The following is a 19,537-nucleotide window of genomic DNA, read 5'->3' as shown; positions in this document are numbered from 1 at the left end:
ACGTGCACACAGTCCGCAAAACAGACGCCGCGAAACCGAAAACGAAGAAGCCCACGACCCCTCGCCCACGCCGCAAGAGTTAAAGATCAAGCTAGGGCAAGGCCCGGTTCGACGGCGCCGGAGCCAAGACGCTGCACGCCTCGATCGACGACAGCCTGCGCCGGCTGGGCACCGACCACGTCGATCTCTACTACGTCCACGTGGACGACCGCGCCACGCCGTTGGAGGAGACCCTGGAGGCCCTGGCCGAGATCGTGCGGGCCGGGAAGGCCCGCCACATCGGCTGGTCGAACGTCCGCACCTGGCGCATGGAGCACATCCGCGCCCTGTGCGAGCGGCACGGCTGGCCCGCTCCCGTCGCCCTCCAGCAGCAGCACTCCTACCTGTGTCCCCGTACGGGTCCGGACATGGCCTCGGTCGTGGACCACGAGCAGTTGGACTACCTGCGCGCCCACGACGACCTGAGCCTCGTCGCGTACTCGCCGATCCTCCGGGGGATCTACGACGACGCGGCCAAGCGCCGGGGGCACTGGATGATGGAGCGCTACGCGGGGCCGGACGCCGAGGCCCGGCTGCGCGTGCTCGGCGAGGTCGCCGCCGAACTGGGGGTCACGCCCAACCAGCTCGTACTGGCCTGGCTGCTCCACCAGACCTCGCCCCGGGCCATCCCGCTGATCGGCCCTCGCACCCTGGACCAGTACGAGGCCACGTTGCCCGCCCTGGCCTGCGCAGTGCCCGAGGAGCACCTCAGCCGCCTGGACGCGGCCGGTGCATAGCCCCGGTTTCCACCTCGCGGTGTTCTGCGGCCCGGACAGAGCCTAGACCCCGCCGTCCGGAGGGGCGGCCCGGGGCACGACGACGACCTGCTCGTCGTCCTCGTAGATGATCTCTCCCGGATCCGACGACTCGACCCGCTCGCACGCCACTCCGTGAGCGGACAGCAGCTCCAGATATCCGGTCGCCCGGTCAACGAGGTCCACGGCTGTGGTCTTGAACCACGCCGTGGCCCCGGGATGCAGTTCGTGGTCGTAGACGGTGGGATCCACGTCGGACGGGTTGGTGAAGTTGGCGTCGTACCAGTCGTTGCCCGCTCGCCAGAACCGGTACTCCTCCTCGCTCAGCTTCCCCTCCCGGGCGAGACCGTTGGCCAAGGCGAAGATCCCGGGGAAGTGACCACGTGAGTTGCGCGCGGGTCCTTGGAACCTGACGAAGAACGCCCCCACCAGACCGCCTCCCCACATGGTCACCGCAGCGGCGGAGACTGCCAGACACGAGAGCACAGTGCAAGGCGGCGGCGCGTGGGGTCCGGCCGGTGGCGAGCCCGGGGCGCCTCACCCGGGCAATGTAAGTGAAGCTTCAACCGCCTTGTCCAGCAGGCGAGTTGGCCGGATCCCAAGGTGACTGCCGTTGCGTGCGCATGGCATGATCGACCACAACGTTACCCATGGGTAACGCCTCCTCCCCCCAACCCGAAGGTCACACCTCCGTGCGCACGCTCGCCAGACGCCTCCTGCTCCCCGGCCTGACCACGCTGGCCCTCGCCGCCACCGGCTGCTCCTCCACACCCCACACCAACGCCGCCGACGAGCCGAGAAACCCGGCCACGTCCGCGCCGGCGACCGATGGCACGCAGCAGCTCGACGTGGCCGCCGCGCCGCAGGGGTCGCCCACGCCGACGGCCGTCGCCCGCGCCCGTACCGGCAAGGGCCGGCCCGAGAAGTCCTCGCTGACGGTCGCCTCCTACGACAAGGCGAGCGGACGGGCCGTCATATCCACGGCTCCGCAGGAGCGCACCAGCTCGCCGAGCCAGTCCCCGTCGCCCGGCAAGCCCGCCCCCGACCAGCCGGTCGCCGTGGACGACGTCATCGCCAGCGCACCGGCTCCCGGTGCCCCCGACGGCCTCCTCGCCAAGGTCACCGAGGTCGTCGGCAAGACCGACCGCGGCATCGAAGTGAAGACCGCTCCCACGACGCTGGCCTCCGTCCTCAAGGACGACAAGGCCGACGGCAAGGTCCCGGTCGACCCGGCGGCGGTCACCGTCGAGCCGCTGATGAAGGGCGTCACCTTCTCCTGGGCGAAGGGCCAGGGAATGCAGTTCGGGCCCAAGGGGGCCGAGCTGCCCCTCGGCAACCTGCGGCTCGACCTGAGCGCCTCGGTGGACACCGCCGAGGGCGCCCCCGTCTCGGCCGGCGCCTCGGTGTCCGGCTTCGTCCAGCTCGCCCCCAAGGTGGAGTTCTCGTACGACGGCAGCTCGGGCGGCGGCTTCGGTCCGAAGTCCGCCTTCCTCGGAATGAGCGGTGACTGGTCCTCGCAGTGGGAGCTCAAGGGCCGCGCCGCGGCCAGCAGCGGCGCGCCCAAGCGGATCCCGTTCGCCAAGCTGTACAGCGCCCCGGTCATCCAGGTGGGCCCGGTGCCCGTCGTCGTCAACCTGAGCCTGACCTGCTACGTCCAGGTGGAGGCCGACGGCCGCGTGACCCTCGACGTGCAGCAGGACGTCAAGGGTGACTTCCGTGTCGGCGGCAGCTACGCGTCGGGCAAGGGCTGGAGCCCGGTCAGCACCTCGGCCGTGCAGAGCTCGCCGGTCAAGGCGACCGTCACCGCCGCCGGGCGCGTCAAGGGCGCTCTCGGAGCCGAAGCCTCCGTCGGCCTCTACGGCGCCGTCGGCGTCAGCGCGGACTTCGCGCCGTACGTGCGCGGCGAGGCCGATGCCAAGGCGACCGGGTCCACCGACGGCAAGACCTCGGTGTCCGGCTCCTGGGCCTTGTACGGCGGCTTCGACTTGAGCGGACAACTGCACCTCCAGCTGTCCTTGTTCGGTACGCCGGTCATCGAGCACCGCATCCCGCTGGGCACCCTCAACCGGGAGTGGGCACTCGCGAGCGGCCAGACCGCGCGGTAGACAGCCACAGCCACAGCCACAGCCCGGCAGCGTCGCCCGTACGCGGCCGGGCTGTGGTTTCCCTGGGGCCAAACGGCCCAGAGACACCGCTGTGACCGGCCGCCCCCGGCGCCCGCGCCTATCGTGGGAGCAGCAGATCTCAACGATCTCGCGCGCGGGCAGGTGGATCGTGAACGAACCCGAAACCGACTACCAGGCGGTCTTCCACGCCCTCCCCGGGGCGGTCGCGCTGCTGACCCCCGACCTGGTGTACCAGGATGCCAACGAGGCGTTCCTGTCCATGTCCGGGCGGCCCCGCGAGCAGGTCATCGGCCGTTATCTGTTCGACGTCTTCCCCGAGAACCCGGATGATCCCGCCTCGAGCGGCATGCGCAACCTGCAGGCCTCCCTGCAGCGGGTCGCGGCCACCGGGGAACGCGACACCATGGCCCTCCAGCGTTACGACGTGGAGTACCCCGACCGGCCAGGGGTGTGGGAGGAGCGGTACTGGAGTCCGGTCAACGTCCCCGTCCTCGCCCCCGACGGTACCGTGGCACTGCTCCTGAACCGCGTGGAAGAGGTCACCGAGCTCATCAGAGCCCGCGGCTCCCGCGGCGGCGGTCCCCGCAGCGACGGGGGCCGCGCCCAGGTTTTCGAAGCCGAGCTCTACACCCGCGCCCGGGAACTCCAGGAGGTCAACGAGCGCCTGCGCCAGGCCCACGCCCGCGAACGCGAAGTGGCCCTCCACCTCCAGGAGGCGATGCTGCCCGCGCCCCGCCCGCTCGGCCACCATCAGGCCGCCGTGCGCTACCGGCCCGCCACCGGATCCCTGAACGTGTGCGGCGACTGGTACGACATCGTCGACCTGCCCGAGGCCGCCCGTACCGCCATCGCCGTGGGCGACGTCGTGGGCCACGGACTACGCGCGGCCGGCGTCATGGGACAGCTCCGCAGCGCACTGTCGGCCGCCTCCCGCGTCGCCGACGGCCCCGCCCGGGCACTCGAAGTGCTCGGCCTGTACGCCCGCTTCGTCGACGGCGCCGAATCCACCACCGTCGTGTCCGTCTTCATCGACTGGAACAGCCGCACTCTCACCTACAGCAGCGCCGGCCACCCCCCGCCCGCGCTCTGCCACCCCGACGGCACCGTCACCTTCCTCGACCAGGCCACCGACCCGCCACTCGGCGCCCGCCCCGAACACGCTCCCCGTCCCCAAACGGACACCGCGTTCACCGAGGGCTCCGTCCTCGTCCTCTACACCGACGGACTCATCGAACGCCGCCGCGAAGACATCGACACCGGCATGCAGAGGCTCGCGGGCTCCCTCGCACGGCACCGGGCCGCCGACCCCGACACCCTCGCCGACGGCCTGCTGGCCGACCTCATCCCGCCCGCCGGGATCACCGACGACACCGCGCTGGTCGTCCTGCGCCTGTGACCTCGACCAGGGCTGACAGTGCTGCCGGGTCGTCTCCGCGGGACGGGATCGTCCGTACGGGTGAGTCGGTCACCGAGATCGACTCGGGGTCAGCTGTCGGGCTCCGCGGCCGAGATCGCCGCGAGAGCGGAACCCGGATCCTGTTCGACCGCGAGATCACCGAGGGTGACGACGCCGACCAGCTCCCCGTCCTCGGTCGCCACGGGCAGACGCCGCAGCGCATGCCGACGCATGAGATCGACGGCGTGGTCGACGTCGTCGCCGGGCCGGACGGTGACCAGCTCGGTGCTGCAGACGGAGTGCACGGTGGTTTCCCCGGGATCCCTGTTCTCGGCCACGCCGCGGATGACGAGGTCCCGGTCGGTCAGGATGCCGCGCAGACGGCCCTCGTCCACCACGAGCACGTCCCCGATGCCGGCGTCTCGCATGAGGCGTGCGGCTTCCGCCAGCGACGTCAGTTTTTCGACGGCCACCGGCCGCTCGGTCATCACCTCGTGGACCTGTCGGGTCATGGCTCCTCCTGCCGCTGGAAGCCGTTCCTGCTGGTCGGCTGCCCCCGCCCCCCGGTGGTACACCGGTCCCTGGCCGCTGCCGTGCCGCCGATGATCATCAGCTGCCGAGAATCGCGGGCGGCTCGAACTGCTGCGGCTGGGTGTGTGCGGTGGCGCCGAGCAGCGGGGCGTGCTGCCGCTCGGGCCGGTGACCGGCCGCGTCCGTGATCTCCTGGCGCGGCGTGTGGTCCGGTCCGGGCGCCGCGGGGATGAGCCTGCGGGCAAGGAGGCGGCCGACCCAGTGGCGGCCACAGGCCGGGCAGGGAGAGGCTCCGGAGGGGGTGTACGGGGAGGGCACGGCGATGCCGTCGCGCGAGAAGTACTCCCAGACGCCGCCCTGATCATCCGTGTACTGCTGGACGTCGTAGTCGATGCTCCACTCGTACCAGCACCGGCCGCAGGTGAATTCCACTCGCTCCAATGCAAGTCCCGTGATCATTTGTTCTCGCCCCCTCTCGGATTTCCAACGCTTTTCCATCGCGATCGCGACAGTTCGCGTCGCCCTATGTGATCGATATGCCGCCGTAGCGGATGCCGGATGCCTCGACAGCATTCGGAGCGCTTTTATGGCAGCGTACGACGTCGAACACGACATGGGCAGTCGCGGCCGGCCGGCCATCCGCTCGTGTGCGTCGAGTGCGCATGCGGATGCGGTCGATGACTCGGCCGGCGCGACGTGTGCCCGGAGCCGCTCGCGTATCGCGTCAGGGCCCGCCGAAGGAAAGCAGCTTCGCCCCGTCGGGCGGCGTGTGCCTTTCCATGGCGGTGCGGAAGGCGCTCATGCAGGGAACGCAATAGCGTTCCGCCGCTCCCTCGGACAGGAGCGCGGTGACGGTCTGGTCCGGAGCCAGGGTGTAGCCGCACAGGGTGCCGGTTGCCGGGTCCTTGGCTATGACGTGCCAGAGCATTTCGGATCGGCCGGGAGTGGACTCGGCGCGCATCTCGTACATGGGCGTGCCTTTCTGCCGGTGCGGCCGGTCGAGACGCCGGCCCGATATCCATGAGAGTGCCCCTGGGCCAAAGAGGCCAACGGACATAGGCCAACAGGAGGAAAGAGGGGCGCGGCAGGTTTGACTCCCGAATTGAGTCAGGTCTTGTCAACTTTATTGAGGAGCGCTATAGAGGAGGGGTCGGTTCGCCGTGTTCAGCCACCGACTGTTCCACGGTGAGACGCTGGATACCGGTACCGGGCGCTGAGAGGAGCGGACGATGGTACGAGCAGTGGGGATCGACCTGGGCACGACCAACTCCGTCGTCGCGGTGTTGGAAGGCGGAGAGCCCACGGTCATCGCGAACACCGAAGGAAACCGGACGACCCCTTCCGTGGTCGCCTTCGGCAAGGGCGGAGAGGTCCTGGTCGGGGAGGTGGCCAAGCGGCAGGCGGTCACCAACGTCGACCGCACCGCGCGGTCGGTGAAGCGCCACGTCGGGGAGTCGGACTGGCGCTTCCCGGAAGCCGGCGACATCGACGGCAAGCGGTACACGGCCCAGGAGATCTCGGCGCGGGTCCTGCAGAAGCTGAAGCGGGACGCCGAGGCGTATCTCGGTGAGGACGTGACCGACGCGGTGATCACCGTTCCCGCGTATTTCAACGACTCCCAGCGCACCGCGACGAAGGAGGCCGGTGAGATCGCGGGGCTGAAGGTGCTGCGGATCATCAACGAGCCGACCGCGGCCGCCCTGGCGTACGGGCTGGACAAGGGCAACGACCAGACGATCCTCGTCTTCGACCTCGGCGGCGGCACCTTCGACGTGTCGCTCCTGGAGATCGGCGAAGGACTGGTGGAGGTCAAGGCCACCAACGGTGACACCCACCTCGGTGGCGACGACTGGGACCAGCGCGTCGTCGACCACCTCGTGAAGCAGTTCCAGAACGGCTACGGCATCGACCTGTCCAAGGACAAGATGGCGCTCCAGCGTCTGCGCGAGGCCGCCGAGAGAGCGAAGATCGAGCTGTCCTCCGCCACGGAGACCTCGATCAACCTGCCCTACATCTCCGCCTCCGCCGAGGGCCCGCTGCACCTGGACGAGAAGCTCACGCGCACCCGGTTCGAGCAGCTGACCGCGGACCTGCTGGAGCGCTGCAAGGGGCCCTTCCACGACGCGATCAAGGACGCGAAGATCAAGCTCTCGGACATCGACCACGTCATCCTCGTGGGCGGCTCGACCCGCATGCCCGCCGTGACGGAGCTGGTCAGGGAGCTGACGGGCAAGGATCCGCACAAGGGCGTGAACCCGGACGAGGTCGTCGCCATGGGCGCGACGCTCCAGGCCGGTGTGCTCAAGGGTGAGGTCAAGGACGTCCTGCTCCTCGACGTGACCCCGCTGTCCCTGGGTATCGAGACCAAGGGCGGCATCATGACCAAGCTGATCGAGCGCAACACGACCATCCCGACCAAGCGGTCGGAGATCTTCACGACGGCCGAGGACAACCAGCCGTCCGTGCAGATCCAGGTCTACCAGGGCGAGCGCGAGATCGCGGCGTACAACAAGAAGCTCGGCATGTTCGAGCTGACCGGCCTGCCGCCGGCCCCGCGTGGCGTCCCGCAGATCGAGGTCTCCTTCGACATCGACGCGAACGGCATCATGCACGTCACGGCCAAGGACCTCGGCACGGGCAAGGAGCAGAAGATGACCGTCACCGGCGGCTCCTCGCTGCCGAAGGACGACATCCAGCGGATGGTCCGCGAGGCCGAGCAGCACGCTGAGGAGGACCGCCGCCGCAAGGAGGCCGCCGAGACCCGTAACAGCGCCGAACAGCTCGTCTACCAGACCGAGCGGCTCCTGCACGATAACGAGGTCAAGATCCCGGCCGACCTCAAGACCGAGGTGGAGGGCGCCGTCGCCGAGCTGAAGGAGAAGCTGAAGGGCGAGGACACCACCGCCATCCGGGCGGCGACCGAAAAGGCGGCCACGGCCGCGCAGAAGATCGGTACCGCACTCTACGCCGACGCCCAAGGGGCCGCCGCGGGCGGTGGCGGGCCGGCATCCGGCGCCGGGACGTCCAGCGCTGATGAGGAAGTCGTCGACGCGGAGATCGTCGACGACGAGAGTCCGAAGGGAGGCACGGGATGAGCCACCCGACACGTTCCGGCGGGCCGCGAAAGCAGCCACCGCTCATCGTGGTCCGGGACGAGCGGCGCATCGACCCCGCCACCCGCCGGCTCGGGCCACCGGAGGGCCCTCCGGAGCGGGAGGAGACGAAGGCGCGGGCCGGCGAGCCCGGAGTTCCCGGCGCACCGGACACGGACGGGTCGCCCACCGCACCCCAGGCGCGGCTCGCCGAGCGCACCGCCGACCTGCAGCGACTGAAGGCGGAGTACGACAACTACCGCAAGCGGGTGCGGCGGGACCGCCTCGCGATACGGGAGATCGCCGTCGCCAACGTCCTGGCCGGGCTGCTCCCCGTGCTGGACGCGATCGACCAGGCTCGCGAGTACGGCGACCCCGACCCCGGCCTGCGGGCGGTCGCCGCCCTGCTGGAAACCCGGCTCGCCGCCCTCGGCCTGCAGGAAATCGGGACCCCGGGAGAACCGTTCGACCCCACCCGCCACGAAGCGGTCACACACGAGCTGTCCGACGAGGTCGACCGTCCGACCTGCACCACCGTGCTACGCCCCGGCTACCGCGTCGGACAGCACCTCCTGCGCCCGGCCCAGGTCGCGGTCAGCGAACCACCCGAACGGGCGCGCACCGCCGCTTCCGAATGACCGGCGCGATCCGAGGGCAGGGGCCACCACAGGAGGACTGCTGTGGAGTGGTTCACCGATGACACGTACTGGCTGGGCAGGCTGGTCTTCCAGCGTGGCCTGGCAGCCCTGTACTTCGTCGCCTTCCTGAGCTCCGCCAACCAGTTCCGGGCGCTCATCGGCGCACGGGGGATGCTCCCGGTGCCGCGTTTCGTGGCGGCCGTGCCCTTCCGTCACTCGCCCAGCATCTTCCACTTCCATTACTCCGACCGGTTCTTCGCGGTCGTCGCGTGGACGGGTGCGGCGCTGTCCGCCGCCCTGGTGGCGGGCGCGGCCGACCGTGTGCCGTTGTGGGCGTCGATGCTCCTGTGGGCACTCCTGTGGGCGCTGTACCTGTCGATCGTCAATGTCGGCCAGACCTGGTACGCCTTCATGTGGGAGTCACTGCTGCTGGAAGCGGGCTTCCTGGCGATCTTCCTGGGCAACGCCCGGACGGCGCCCCCGGTGCTGGTGCTGTGGATGCTGCGCTGGCTGCTGTTCCGGCTGGAATTCGGCGCCGGGCTGATCAAACTGCGCGGCGACCCGTGCTGGCGCGACCTGACCTGCCTGTACTACCACCACGAGACCCAGCCGATGCCGGGCCCCCTCAGCTGGCTCTTCCACCACCTGCCCGGGCCGCTGCACCGGGTGGAGACCGCCGCGAACCACTTCGCCCAGCTCGCCGCCCCCCTGGCCCTGTTCGCGCCGCAGCCCGTCGCGAGCGTGGCCGCCGGGGTCATCGTCGTCACGCAACTGTGGCTCGTGGCGTCCGGCAACTTCGCCTGGCTCAACTGGCTGGCCCTGCTGCTCGCGCTCACCGCCATCGACGGTGGGCGGGCCGCCGACGTCCTGCCGCTGCCCCAGGCTCCGGCGCCGGCCGCCCCGCCCGCCTGGTACCAGGGCACCGTGCTGGCGGTCACCGTGGTCGTGGCCGTGCTCAGCTACTGGCCGGTCCGCAACCTGCTCTCCCGGCACCAGGTGATGAACGCGTCCTTCAACCCGCTTCACCTGGTCAACACCTACGGCGCTTTCGGCAGCGTCGGCCGGGTCCGCCACGAAGTGGTGATCGAAGGCACCGACGAGCGGGAGATCACCGAGGACACGGTGTGGAAGGAGTACCGCTTCAAGGGCAAACCCGGCGACGTACGCCGCATCCCAGCGCAGGTCGCCCCGTACCACCTGCGCCTGGACTGGCTGCTGTGGTTCGCCGCCATCTCACCCTCCTACGCGGCTCCCTGGTTCGGGGCGTTCGTCGCAAGGCTCCTGGACAACGACCCGGCCACCCTCAAGCTCCTGCGCGGCAACCCCTTCCCCACCTCCCCACCCGCCTGCATCCGCGCACGCCTCTACCGCTACAGGTTCACCGACCGGCGCGAACTCCTCCGCAACCGGACGTGGTGGCACCGCACGCTCGCGGGCGAATTCCTCCCGGCGGTCACGAAGGCACCATGACGCCCCACCGAAGGTCCGAAGGGAGCCCGAGGGGCGGTTCCACCTACCGCCGGTCGGCTTACACGTCGCTGCGGACGGGCCGATCCGTTTCTACGCTGGCTGAATGAGCATCAGATCCTCTCGGCGCAGAACCGGCTCCGGCGCGGCAGCTCTCGCCATCGGTGCGTCGGTCCTCCTCGCACCGACGGCCGTGGGCGTCCCGCGAGCCGATCCGCTGCCGCCACGACCCCCCTCGTCCGTCAGCGCATCGCTGCTGCACCGCTCCGGGACCCACGTGCGGGCGCGGCAGGGAGCGCCCGAGCTGCCGGACGATGTCTCCGCCCTGTCGTGGCTGGTGGCCGATGTGCGCTCGGGTGAGGTGCTCGCGGCCCACGACGCACACCGCCGGCTGCCTCCGGCCAGCACCCTCAAGACCCTCTTCGCCCTCACCACGCTCCCGCACCTGCCCGGCTCAAGCCGGCACACGGTCACCGAGGCCGAGCTGGACGAGGTGGCGGACGGGAGCAGTGTGGTGGGTGTTTCCGCAGATCACACCTACCGGGCGGCGGACCTGTGGCGGGGCGTCTTCCTCAGCTCGGGCAACGACGCCGTGCACGTGCTGGCCGAGATGAACGGCGGCTGGGAAGCCACGGCGGCCCAGATGCAAGCCAAGGCGCGCGTCCTGGGCGCACGGGACACCACCGTCGTCTCCCCGGACGGCTACGACGCGGAGGGCCAGGTCTCCTCCGCCTACGACCTCGCCGTCTTCGGACGTACGGGCCTTGCGGACCCTGCCTTCGCCGCGTACGCGGCGACCGCCGACGCCCGCTTTCCCGGCGGCACCCACAGCGACGGCAGTCCCACCTGGACGTACGGCATCGAGAACACCAACCGGCTGGTGACCGGTGAAGACGGGGTGGGGCGGTACCCGGGGATCGTCGGTGTCAAGAACGGCTACACGTCCCGGGCGGGCTACACGCTGATCGCGGCCGCCCGGCGTGGCGGCCGCACCCTCCTGGTGACCGTGATGAACCCTCAGCGGGGCGGCGGGAACGCGGTGTACGAGGAAGCCTGGTCCCTGCTGGACTGGGGGTTCGCCGCGGCCGGACACGTGGATCCGGTCGGATCACTGCTCCCGCCGGCGTCATCCAGGACGCCACGCGTCGCGGCCGCTCGCGCCACCGCTCCCGACCGCCCCCGGACGAGTACCCACGCGGCCTACGCCGTGTCGGCCGTCGTCCTCGTCGCGGCAGGCCTCGCCGGGACGGCCATCCTGCGCAGCCGCCGGAGCAGACGCCCGGACGAACCTCAGGCACGCCTGCCCTGAAGGGGGTGGCCGCCTGGACGACCGGGGCACGGCCGGTTCGAGGAGTCAGGCCGCGTCCGCTTCCCGGTGCATGCCCCTGCACAGGGCCCAGACGACGAAAAGGTTGACCGCGATCAGGACCAAGGCCCACAAGGGGTAGTACGGCAACCACAGGAAGTTGGCGATCGCGCCCAGCCCCGCAACGGCGACACCGAAGAAGCGCGCCCACAGTGCTCCGCTGATCACGGCGCAGCCGGCGACGACGAGGAGGATGCCCAGGATGAGGTGAACCCAGCCCCAGCCCGCCAGGCTGAACTCGAACACGTAGTGGCGCGTCGCGAGGAACAGGTCGTCCTTGGCGATGGCCGCGATCCCTTCGAAGATCGCCATCGCGCCACCGAAGATCATGAAGGATGCTGCCAGGACGGTGGTACCGGATGTGGGCGCATGCCAGGGACTCGGGTGTGCGCTGCTTGCTCGGGGTCTGCTGGCGTCACTGGCCATTTCGATCTCCATGGGTTGCAGAGCCGGCCTGGCGTGCCGGGACCGGCGGGATCCCCTGTTTCAGCGTGTCACGGCGGTTCTCCATCGGCATTCCGGCCTACGACGCCCATGGCCCCTCCCGCGTCACCGGGAGCTTGAGGACCGGCGCTGACCTTGTCGTTCGGCGCTTCCCGCAGTGGCGGGATGCCGGAGCCCCCACGAAGGCTTAGCGTGCGTTGAGGTCCAGTCGCCAACCGGGAGGTGTTCATGTCGGAGCTGATGGTGATCGGGTACGACGATCCCGAGACGGCCCGGCAGGCCTACGCCACCGTGCAGGAGCTCCACCGGGATCACGTCATCAGCGTGAGCGGGCTGGCGGTGGTGTCGGTGGATGCGCAGGGCGAGACGCACGTGGACACGCCGAGCCGTCTCATCGGGCCGTCGGCCGCGGCGGGGGCGCTGTGGGGCATGGTCTTCGGGGTCCTGTTCCTCCTGCCCGGCGTGGGGCTCGTGGCCGGCGCGGCGGTGGGCGGGCTACTCGGCAAGCTCGGCAAGTCCGGCATCGACGAGCGGTTTCGTGGCCGGGTCCAGGACCTCCTCAGGCCCGGGTCGGCGGCCGTGGCGATCATGGGTCTGGTGGTCACGGAGGACAGGTTCACCGAAGCCATGCGGCGGCACGGCGGCACGGTGCTGAAGACCTCGCTCGACGCCGCGGAGGAGAACGAACTGGCCGAGCAGCTAGCCGGCTCCCGGCCGTAGGCGCGCGAGACGCCCTCGCTGTCACGCCCGGGGCGAACGAGGCCGCCCTCGCTGTCACGCCCGGGGGAGCGAGGCCGGTCCGATCGGCAGCCCGTGCCGTCGCGCGGCCGCGCGGCTATCCGCCCGAACCGTCTTCGAACCGGGACGGCTCCCGGCGCAGGCGCTGGGCCAGCCCGTGCAGGCGCGGGAAGCGTTCCCGCTGCTCGCGCGCGTGCCGGTCGAGCTCCTCCAGGAGCCGTTCCGAACGCTTCTCGACCCCGAGTTCGTCCAGCACCCGGTCCGCTTCGGCGAGCAGCGCCCCGTGCAGCTGCCATTCCCCGGGATGGTCGCGGACCTGTTCCAGCAGGAGCACGGCGAGGCGCTCACGGCTGGAGCGCGCCGTGCTCAGCTCCTTGGTCAGCCTGGCTTCGGCTTCCTCGGCGTTGGCGCTGACCTGCGCCGTGATCAGCTCGGCGAAGGCCTCCACGGCCATGGCCATGTGGCCGTACAGGTCGTGCAGGGCTCCGCTGATGGCAGGCGGCAGAAGGGGCTGCTCCACCCTCACCTTGGCGAGATCGGTGAGCGTACGGCAGGACACGCGCAGCACGACCGCGCAGATCTCCAGCGTATCGAGCCCGGTGCGCAGAACCAGACTGAACAGGGCGCCCTCGCGCACGCGGGGGTTCAGCCGCAGGCTGTCCTCCGCCTGCCTGAGCGCACCGTCGACCTGGGCGATGTCGTTGTCGAGGCGGCGCGCCTCGTGCAGCCGGGCGGCCGCCTCCTCCACCGTCGTGCTGCCGCCCAGTTCGCCGCCGATGTGCTGGAGCAGGGTCCGCATGCGCGCGGCGAGGTCGGTGATGGCGTCGCTGGCGGGCCGCACCCAGACGGGCGGAACGAACAGGACGTTGAAGAGAAGACCGACGGCGGCGCCGATCAGCGTCTCCAGAACCCGGTCCCAGGCGGTGTCCGCCACCCTGGTCACGCCCAGGACCAGCATCGCGCTGATCGCGACCTCCGGGACGAACTCGCCCGCCTTGACCACGCGACCGATGACGAGCGAGGCAAGGATGATCAGGCCCAGACTCCACCAGGTCAGCCCCACCAGGGCGCTGAAGCCGATCGCGATGAGGACCCCGGCGACGACGGAGTTGACGCGGCGGACCCCGGTGGTGAGCGTGGTGTAGAGGGTCACCTGCACCACGAGCAGCGCGGTGAGCGGTGCGGTGAGCGGCGCCGGTTCGCTGCTGAGCTGGAGCGCGACGACGTACGAGACGACGGCGGCGGCGGTGGAGCGGAGCGCCTGGGCGACGGCGGGCTCCTGTCGCCGCCGTACGAACTGTCGTAGTGGGGCAATTGTCTGCGTCATACGCCTGCGCCTTCCCTGTCGGCCCCGGCGCACGCGCCACCCCTCCGGCCTTCGGCCCGACCAGGCGCGTCCGCCGGATCAGCCCAGGGCCGTCGCGGCGACGCGCAGATCGGCGAGCAGGCCCTGATAGGCCGACTCCCGGTCGGCGGCACGGAGTACGGCGGAGGGGTGCACGGTGGCGAGCAGCTGCGCGTGCCCCGGCTCGGCCGCATCCTCGCCCAGGGCGTCCGGCGCGGGCATCGGCCGCAGTACGCCGCGCTGCTCGTTCACCCGGAAGGAGCTGCCGAGGAGCGCCTTGCCGGCCGTACCGCCGAGGGCCACCACCAGCTCGGGCTCGATGAGGCGCAGCTCCGCGGCGAGCCAGGGCCGGCAAGCCTTCATCTCGCGCAGGTTCGGCGCCTTGTGGATACGCCGTTTGCCGCGCTCGGAGACGGTGAACTTGAAGTGCTTGACGGCGTTGGTGAAATAGACGGGTTCGTCGTCGATCCCGGCCTCGTCCAGTGCTTTGCGCAACAGTGCTCCGGCCGGCCCGACGAAGGGTTCGCCCTTGCGGTCCTCCTGATCGCCGGGCTGCTCCCCGACCAGTACCACACGGGACTCCGGCGGCCCGGCTCCGAAGACCGTCCGCGTGGCCTCCGCGAACAGCGGGCAGCCGCGGCACGAGGCGGCGGCTCGGCGGAGGTCGTCGATTCCGCCCCGGCGGGGGACGTAGGGGCCGGCGTCGTATTGCGTTCCCGCGGCGGCGTCGCGGCCATCGCCGGTGTCCGTACGCGCGTTCATGGGGGCATCACCGTCCTCCGCCGTCGGGGTCCGAGGACGGCCCGCGCACTGTACGTCGTCCGCGTCGACCACCGCGTGTCACCGCGCCGGGCGATCCCGTCCGCAGCCGTCGGGTTCGTCCATGTGCGCCTGCCCGCCCCACCGCGGCGACTTCACTGTCCGGGGGGACTCGACACGCTGCGTGGGTGTGCCGCGTCCCCCTGTGCGCGCGCAGCTCCCATACTGCTTGCCAGCACGGACCCGGCCCAGACGAGGAGATGGCACGTGACGCTTCCTGCTGCTTCCGAGCAGTGGCCACCTGACGCGGTGGGAGTATGCGCAGATGCTGGTCGAAGTCCCGTACGGCCTGTCGTCGAGGAGCCGACGACGGGGTGGGCGCTCGGGATCCTCATGGCGGCGACCCCGTGCACCGCTTCGGCGGCGCGGGAGATCCTCGACGCGGCGGCGAGCATGGCCGCCGTCACGGCGCGGCAGATGGTGACGGCGTTGGTGGAGCGTTCGCGAGGCGGGCAACCGCCGCGGCGGATCGAGCGTGCGCTGCGGCTGGCGGTCGAAGCGGCCCGCGCCCCGGTCACCGAGCCGTCCTGCGCGCTGCTGCCCGGCCTCGGCCGGGTGACCGAGGTGCTGGATCGTTTCCGTATTTCCCATGCCCGGCTCCGGGCGGATCCGTCCGGAGCGGAGGCCCGGCAGGCGCTCGACGACGCGGCCTACACGCTGTGCGTCATGATGGGCCGGCGCACCGCACACCAGGCCCTGCGGGAGGCCGGCGAGTACGTGGCCACACACCCGGATTCCTGAGCCCGTCGCCGGTCTTCCCGGTTCGGGGGACCGGGGTGAGAGCGGCGAAGCGAGCCGGGGCGCGTCGTGTCCGCCACGGCCTCGCCGCGAACGAGCCGTGGCCCACGGGCGGCACTTGCTCCGGGGCGCGATCGCCGTCATGGTGTCGAGGACGCGCACCACAGCTGGTTGACCGACCACTCGAACCTTCCGGAGGACGGCATGGGCATGCAGAAGAAGGCAGTCGCGTGGACCCTCGTCGGCGTGGCCGGCGTCGCGGCGGCCGTCGCGGGTCTGCGGGCCCGCCACATTCGGACCCTCACGCCCGGCGGGGGCGCGGGGCGCCCGGATGCGCGTTCCCCCTATCCGAGGCGGCGGCGACGCGATGCGACCGGTGGGAGCAGTGGCGATCCCGCCATCTGGCACAACTCCGACAACACCGGCAACAGTTGGGGTTCCGACAGTACGGGCAGCAGCTGGAGCGGTGACTTCTGACCCCGTCGTCCCACCGATCGCGGACGACGTGCGGTCCGCGCATGCGTCCGCGTCCAGCGCTTCGTCGGCGAATGTCGGTGCAGTGCCGTTTCCGCAGTGAATGGCGTCCCCCACTCGGGTGATTTTCCTCAGTCCGTCACCTCGCCTGCCGCCACCGATGTCTCCTCGATCGCCGCCGGAGCTTCCGCGGTCCCACCGGCCCCCGTGCCCGCCTCTCGTGTCGCTCACTCCCCGTGCCGGGTCAGGTCAGGAGAACGCCATGGATGAGCTGCTGCGCTTCACGGTCATCCGGCCCGGGGAGGCGGTCGAGGATCGCTTCCGGATCAGGTCCTCCCCTCCGGCGGGCGCCCCCCCGGCGGGCGACCCCGCCACCGCGGTCGGAGCGGCGGCTGCGCCCGCGCACCCCGGGACCTTGGACACGATCCTGGGCTGACCCGGCTCAAGAGCGCCCACCTCGGTTTCGTCACGGCCCTGGGCGACGGCCCCGACTACACGTGCGCCGAGAAACCGGCTGCGTTGGTCGCGACCGTCTGCGCCCTCTCGCACCGCCTTCAGCTCCTCGTGTACCAGCTGCGCCTCAGCAACGGCTCATGGCGGTCGGACGATCCGCGGCCACTGCCCGCGATCCCGCGCACGGTCCCCTCCGGCTATAGGCCGCCCGCCCAGGACTCCCCGGTCGAAACGGCATTCGGCTGGGCGTTCAACCCGTTCGGCGACGTGGCCCTCGGACGTACGAGCTCCGGCCGCAGCTACGTGGCGGTGTCGGCGGTCGCGCGGACGAGGGCAGGGGCCGTGGCCCGGTTCCTCGAGGGAACGAGGAATGGTGGATCCACCGCTGATGCGCGGGCCGGCGGCGGTCAGACGCTTGCCAACTGCGGAATCAGGCGTAGTGCGTTGTCGTGGTAGATCCCCTTCAGCTGCCCCGGGCTGAAGGCGGGGTCCGTCTCCAGAGCGGGGATCGCCAGGTTCGTGACGGTGTCGGCGGGAGCGGCGGGATAGTCCGTGCCGAAGAGGATGTGGTCGGCGGGCACGTGGTCGAGGAGCGTTGCCGCGCCTGCCATCGGGCCCGCCGTGTCGTAGTAGAAGCGTCGCAAGTGGTCGCGTACCGCGGCAGGTTCGAGGGGCGGGTCGCAGAACCGTCCGAGAGCCTCCAAGCGCCCCGCGATGTACGGCAGGAAGCCGCCGGCGTGCGGCAGGATGACGGAAATGTTCGGGAAGCGGTCGAGGGTCCGATGGGTGATCATGTTGACCGCGGCCCGCGTCGTGTCCAGCAGGAAGTCGCACATGAAGTTCGGAATGCCCGGAACCGTCACCGCCCCGGGCGCGCCGTCCGGGAGGTTGTGCGGATGGGTGTCGACCACGGCGGAAAGGTCGTTCAGCTCGTGAAACACGCGGTCATAGGTGGGATCGCCCAGGTAGACGCCCCCGTAGTTGGCCGTCACGTTCACGCCGACGGCGCCCAGCTGCCCGAGTCCGCGACGTACGGCCCAGGACGACGCGTCGGGGTCGTCGAGGAACAGCGGCACGTAGAACGAGAACCGCCCCGGATGGGAACTCGCGACCTCCAGCGCCGACTGGAGCGTGATGTTGATCGCTTCACGCAGCTGTGCCGATGAACGGTAGCGCGCCGGCAGCATGGGCTTGAGGACGGCTGTCGCGATGCCCGCCCTGTCCATGAAGCCGACCGCGGCATCGGTGTCCAGCCGTGACCACGGAGGCAGTTTTTCGGGCTTGATCAGCCCGTGGCGCCCGGCCCACTCGCGCCACTCCGGTGCGCAGAAGTGCTGATGCATGTCGATCTTCGACGGTGTGCCGTGTGCGGCAGAGACCAGCGGCTCGTCCGCCGACGTTCCGAGGAGACTCAGCCTGGAAGTGCTTGCGGAATCCGTCATGCCAAATCCACCGTCCGTCGGGTCTGGGCCAGTTGGTCAGTTGGTCAGTCGGTCAGTCGGTCAGTCGGTCACTCGGTCAGTTGGTGGTCGGTCGGTCTCCGGCGTTCACGGAGGTCGTAGAGGTCGGAGAGGTCGCGGAGGTTACGGTGACCACCGCGGCGACGGAGGACGTCATCGCGGGCACGGACCCCGGGGCGGGGGACATGGCCGGCCGGGACGGTTCCAGGACGAGCCGGAGTTCCTGGAGCCCCCGGAATGCCGCCACCGGCCCCGTGAGCCAAGCCCCCTTCTTCCCGTCCTCCGTGTTCGCCGGCTCCATCTCCGGGAACTCCCGCAGGAGGCAGGAGAGGGCGATCTCGAGTTCGAGCCGTGCCAACGGAGCGCCCAGGCAGTAGTGAGTGCCGTGGCCGAAGCCCAGGTGCGTGCCCTGGAGTCCCTCGCGTGTCACGTCCAGGACGTCGGGGGAGTCGAACTTCTCGGGGTCGCGGTTCGCCGAGGAAATGGCGATCTGGACGAGGGAGCCCTTGGGGATCACCGTTCCCCGGATCTCCGCGTCCTCCTTCGCGTACCGGAAGGTCGACGTCTCCACGGACCCCTCGAACCGTACGATCTCCTCGACCGCCTGCGGAATCAGCAGCGGGTCCTTCCGGAGCTTCTCCAGCTGATCCGGATGGAGCAGCAGATCCAGCACGGAATTGCCGATCTGGAACGCGGTGGTCTTGTGGCCGGCGAAGAAGAGGACCCACAACGACGAGGTCAGTTCCGCGTCGTCCAGAGCCTCGTCCGCCTGGATGAGGTCGCTGAGGAACGAATCCGACGGATGGGCGCGGGTGTACGCGATGAGCTGTGCCAACCGGTCCCGCAGCCACTCCTCGGCCGCTTGCAGCTCCTCCCGCATCCGGGGATCGAACCTCGCGCGCGTCACCACCGCGAAGTGGCCCAGGAGCTCGGGACGGTCCCCCTCGGGGATGCCCATCAGGTCGCACAGGACCGCGATCGGGAGCGGGAAGGCGAACGACGACATCAGGTCGACCGTGTCGCTCTTCCTGCATGCGCCTAGGAGGCTCTCGGCGATCGCGGTGATCTTCGGCCTCATCTCCTCCACGCGGCGGGGGGTGAAGCCGCTGCGGAGGGCTCGGCGCAGCCGCGTGTGCCGGGGCGGGTCCGAGAACAGGACGTTGTCGTCGAGCGCGTCGAAGAAGCTGCCGTACACGGCGTGGTACGTGTCGATGGCCCCACGCATGTCCTTGCTGAAGCGCGGGTCCGACAGGGCGTCCCGGGCGTCTTCGTAGCGGGTGATGAGATAGGTGTCGACCCCGTGCGGAGGCGTCAGCAGGCACACCGGGGCCTGCTCGCGCAGCGCGGCGTAGACGGGGTGGGGGCATGCCCGGTATTCCGGCGCACCCCTGGACACGGCCGACACGAGGTCCTGCAGCGGCGCACCGCCGCTGTCCGGTGCCGCGTTCTCCTGCGTCATGTTCCGCACCCTCCGTGACACTCGAGTTCTGCGGACACACGGGTTCCCTGCGGGAGCGTGGCGTGAAACCACCCTTGGCTCGATGGGGTGAGCCGTTTCCGGCGTACGTCACCGTCCCGGGCTGCCCCGGCCGGATCGGGAGGGGGCTCGACAGGCCCGGCGGTCGACCGTACCGACGGGGTCTGCGGGGCCCGGTC

The 19,537-nt window shown here is 70.5% G+C and carries 20 protein-coding genes; 11 read left to right on the top strand and 9 right to left on the bottom strand.

The features are described 5' to 3' along the window. Window positions 1–131: 131 nt before the first annotated feature. Complete coding sequence (locus tag ACGFYQ_RS36110) at window positions 132–776, top strand: aldo/keto reductase (protein WP_393750554.1); 645 nt, start codon at window positions 132–134, stop codon at window positions 774–776. Window positions 777–818: 42 nt separating this feature from the next. Here ACGFYQ_RS36110 and ACGFYQ_RS36105 read toward each other — a convergent pair whose 3' ends face one another. Next, window positions 819–1,241 carry a hypothetical protein gene (locus ACGFYQ_RS36105; RefSeq protein WP_393750552.1) on the bottom strand — a complete coding sequence of 141 codons (423 nt, stop codon included), beginning with the start codon at window positions 1,239–1,241 and terminating at the stop codon, window positions 819–821. Window positions 1,242–1,486: 245 nt separating this feature from the next. Between ACGFYQ_RS36105 and ACGFYQ_RS36100 the strand changes: the two genes are divergently transcribed. Both ACGFYQ_RS36100 and ACGFYQ_RS36095 read left to right on the top strand, forming a co-directional pair. Next, on the top strand, window positions 1,487–2,899 hold the full coding sequence (locus tag ACGFYQ_RS36100; RefSeq protein WP_393750536.1) for a hypothetical protein: 1,413 nt from the start codon (window positions 1,487–1,489) through the stop codon (window positions 2,897–2,899). Between the two features lie 169 nt (window positions 2,900–3,068). Beyond that, the gene (locus ACGFYQ_RS36095; RefSeq protein WP_393750534.1) at window positions 3,069–4,316 is read left to right on the top strand and encodes a PP2C family protein-serine/threonine phosphatase; all 1,248 of its coding nucleotides are present in this window, start codon (window positions 3,069–3,071) and stop codon (window positions 4,314–4,316) included. A gap of 89 nt (window positions 4,317–4,405) precedes the next feature. Here the strand turns inward: ACGFYQ_RS36095 and ACGFYQ_RS36090 are convergent, their stop codons facing one another. From ACGFYQ_RS36090 to ACGFYQ_RS36080, 3 genes are all read right to left on the bottom strand, one after another. Next, window positions 4,406–4,828, bottom strand: a complete 423-nt coding sequence (locus tag ACGFYQ_RS36090; RefSeq protein WP_393750532.1) for a CBS domain-containing protein — start codon at window positions 4,826–4,828, stop codon at window positions 4,406–4,408. A 97-nt stretch (window positions 4,829–4,925) separates the two neighbouring features. Then, window positions 4,926–5,279: a hypothetical protein gene (locus ACGFYQ_RS36085; RefSeq protein WP_393750530.1), complete on the bottom strand. Its 354-nt coding sequence runs from the start codon at window positions 5,277–5,279 to the stop codon at window positions 4,926–4,928. A 292-nt stretch (window positions 5,280–5,571) separates the two neighbouring features. Next, on the bottom strand, window positions 5,572–5,817 hold the full coding sequence (locus tag ACGFYQ_RS36080) for a hypothetical protein (protein WP_393750528.1): 246 nt from the start codon (window positions 5,815–5,817) through the stop codon (window positions 5,572–5,574). Window positions 5,818–6,076: 259 nt separating this feature from the next. Between ACGFYQ_RS36080 and dnaK the strand changes: the two genes are divergently transcribed. The 4 genes from dnaK (at window position 6,077) to ACGFYQ_RS36060 (ending at window position 11,353) form a co-directional block, all read left to right on the top strand. Beyond that, on the top strand, window positions 6,077–7,942 hold the full coding sequence (gene dnaK, locus ACGFYQ_RS36075) for a molecular chaperone DnaK (protein WP_393750526.1): 1,866 nt from the start codon (window positions 6,077–6,079) through the stop codon (window positions 7,940–7,942). Beyond that, window positions 7,939–8,577: a nucleotide exchange factor GrpE gene (grpE, locus tag ACGFYQ_RS36070; RefSeq protein ID WP_393750524.1), complete on the top strand. Its 639-nt coding sequence runs from the start codon at window positions 7,939–7,941 to the stop codon at window positions 8,575–8,577. The genes dnaK and grpE overlap by 4 nt, the downstream gene beginning before the upstream one ends. Before the next feature lie 42 nt (window positions 8,578–8,619). Continuing rightward, window positions 8,620–10,047, top strand: a complete 1,428-nt coding sequence (locus ACGFYQ_RS36065) for a lipase maturation factor family protein (protein ID WP_393750522.1) — start codon at window positions 8,620–8,622, stop codon at window positions 10,045–10,047. A gap of 103 nt (window positions 10,048–10,150) precedes the next feature. Further along, window positions 10,151–11,353: a D-alanyl-D-alanine carboxypeptidase family protein gene (locus ACGFYQ_RS36060; protein ID WP_393750520.1), complete on the top strand. Its 1,203-nt coding sequence runs from the start codon at window positions 10,151–10,153 to the stop codon at window positions 11,351–11,353. Window positions 11,354–11,398: 45 nt separating this feature from the next. Here ACGFYQ_RS36060 and ACGFYQ_RS36055 read toward each other — a convergent pair whose 3' ends face one another. Further along, window positions 11,399–11,836: a hypothetical protein gene (locus ACGFYQ_RS36055; protein ID WP_393750550.1), complete on the bottom strand. Its 438-nt coding sequence runs from the start codon at window positions 11,834–11,836 to the stop codon at window positions 11,399–11,401. 246 nt (window positions 11,837–12,082) lie between these two features. Here ACGFYQ_RS36055 and ACGFYQ_RS36050 point away from each other — a divergent pair, with 246 nt between their 5' ends. After that, on the top strand, window positions 12,083–12,574 hold the full coding sequence (locus tag ACGFYQ_RS36050) for a DUF1269 domain-containing protein (RefSeq protein WP_393750518.1): 492 nt from the start codon (window positions 12,083–12,085) through the stop codon (window positions 12,572–12,574). Between the two features lie 115 nt (window positions 12,575–12,689). Here the strand turns inward: ACGFYQ_RS36050 and ACGFYQ_RS36045 are convergent, their stop codons facing one another. Together ACGFYQ_RS36045 and ACGFYQ_RS36040 are read right to left on the bottom strand one after the other, a co-directional pair. Next, on the bottom strand, window positions 12,690–13,919 hold the full coding sequence (locus ACGFYQ_RS36045; RefSeq protein ID WP_393750516.1) for an FUSC family protein: 1,230 nt from the start codon (window positions 13,917–13,919) through the stop codon (window positions 12,690–12,692). A gap of 78 nt (window positions 13,920–13,997) precedes the next feature. Beyond that, window positions 13,998–14,699 carry a UdgX family uracil-DNA binding protein gene (locus tag ACGFYQ_RS36040; RefSeq protein WP_393750514.1) on the bottom strand — a complete coding sequence of 234 codons (702 nt, stop codon included), beginning with the start codon at window positions 14,697–14,699 and terminating at the stop codon, window positions 13,998–14,000. Between the two features lie 390 nt (window positions 14,700–15,089). Here ACGFYQ_RS36040 and ACGFYQ_RS36035 point away from each other — a divergent pair, with 390 nt between their 5' ends. The 3 genes from ACGFYQ_RS36035 to ACGFYQ_RS36025 all read left to right on the top strand — a co-directional run bounded on the left by ACGFYQ_RS36035 (window position 15,090) and on the right by ACGFYQ_RS36025 (window position 16,404). Further along, window positions 15,090–15,497: a DUF5133 domain-containing protein gene (locus ACGFYQ_RS36035; protein WP_393750512.1), complete on the top strand. Its 408-nt coding sequence runs from the start codon at window positions 15,090–15,092 to the stop codon at window positions 15,495–15,497. Between the two features lie 168 nt (window positions 15,498–15,665). Continuing rightward, entirely contained in the window at window positions 15,666–15,971 is a 306-nt protein-coding gene (locus tag ACGFYQ_RS36030) for a hypothetical protein (RefSeq protein ID WP_393750510.1), read from the top strand. Window positions 15,972–16,230: 259 nt separating this feature from the next. After that, the gene (locus ACGFYQ_RS36025) at window positions 16,231–16,404 is read left to right on the top strand and encodes a hypothetical protein (RefSeq protein WP_393750508.1); all 174 of its coding nucleotides are present in this window, start codon (window positions 16,231–16,233) and stop codon (window positions 16,402–16,404) included. Window positions 16,405–16,828: 424 nt separating this feature from the next. Here ACGFYQ_RS36025 and ACGFYQ_RS36020 read toward each other — a convergent pair whose 3' ends face one another. Then, window positions 16,829–17,863 carry an amidohydrolase family protein gene (locus ACGFYQ_RS36020; protein ID WP_393750506.1) on the bottom strand — a complete coding sequence of 345 codons (1,035 nt, stop codon included), beginning with the start codon at window positions 17,861–17,863 and terminating at the stop codon, window positions 16,829–16,831. Between the two features lie 76 nt (window positions 17,864–17,939). After that, complete coding sequence (locus ACGFYQ_RS36015; protein ID WP_393750504.1) at window positions 17,940–19,340, bottom strand: cytochrome P450; 1,401 nt, start codon at window positions 19,338–19,340, stop codon at window positions 17,940–17,942. Window positions 19,341–19,537 lie beyond the last annotated feature (197 nt).

Origin of the sequence: Streptomyces sp. NPDC048258 (assembly GCF_043201995.1) — a bacterium.
Taxonomy (GTDB): Bacteria; Actinomycetota; Actinomycetes; order Streptomycetales; family Streptomycetaceae; genus Streptomyces.
Note: the sequence above shows the minus strand (reverse complement) of the source record. Positions and strands in the feature narration are given on the sequence as shown.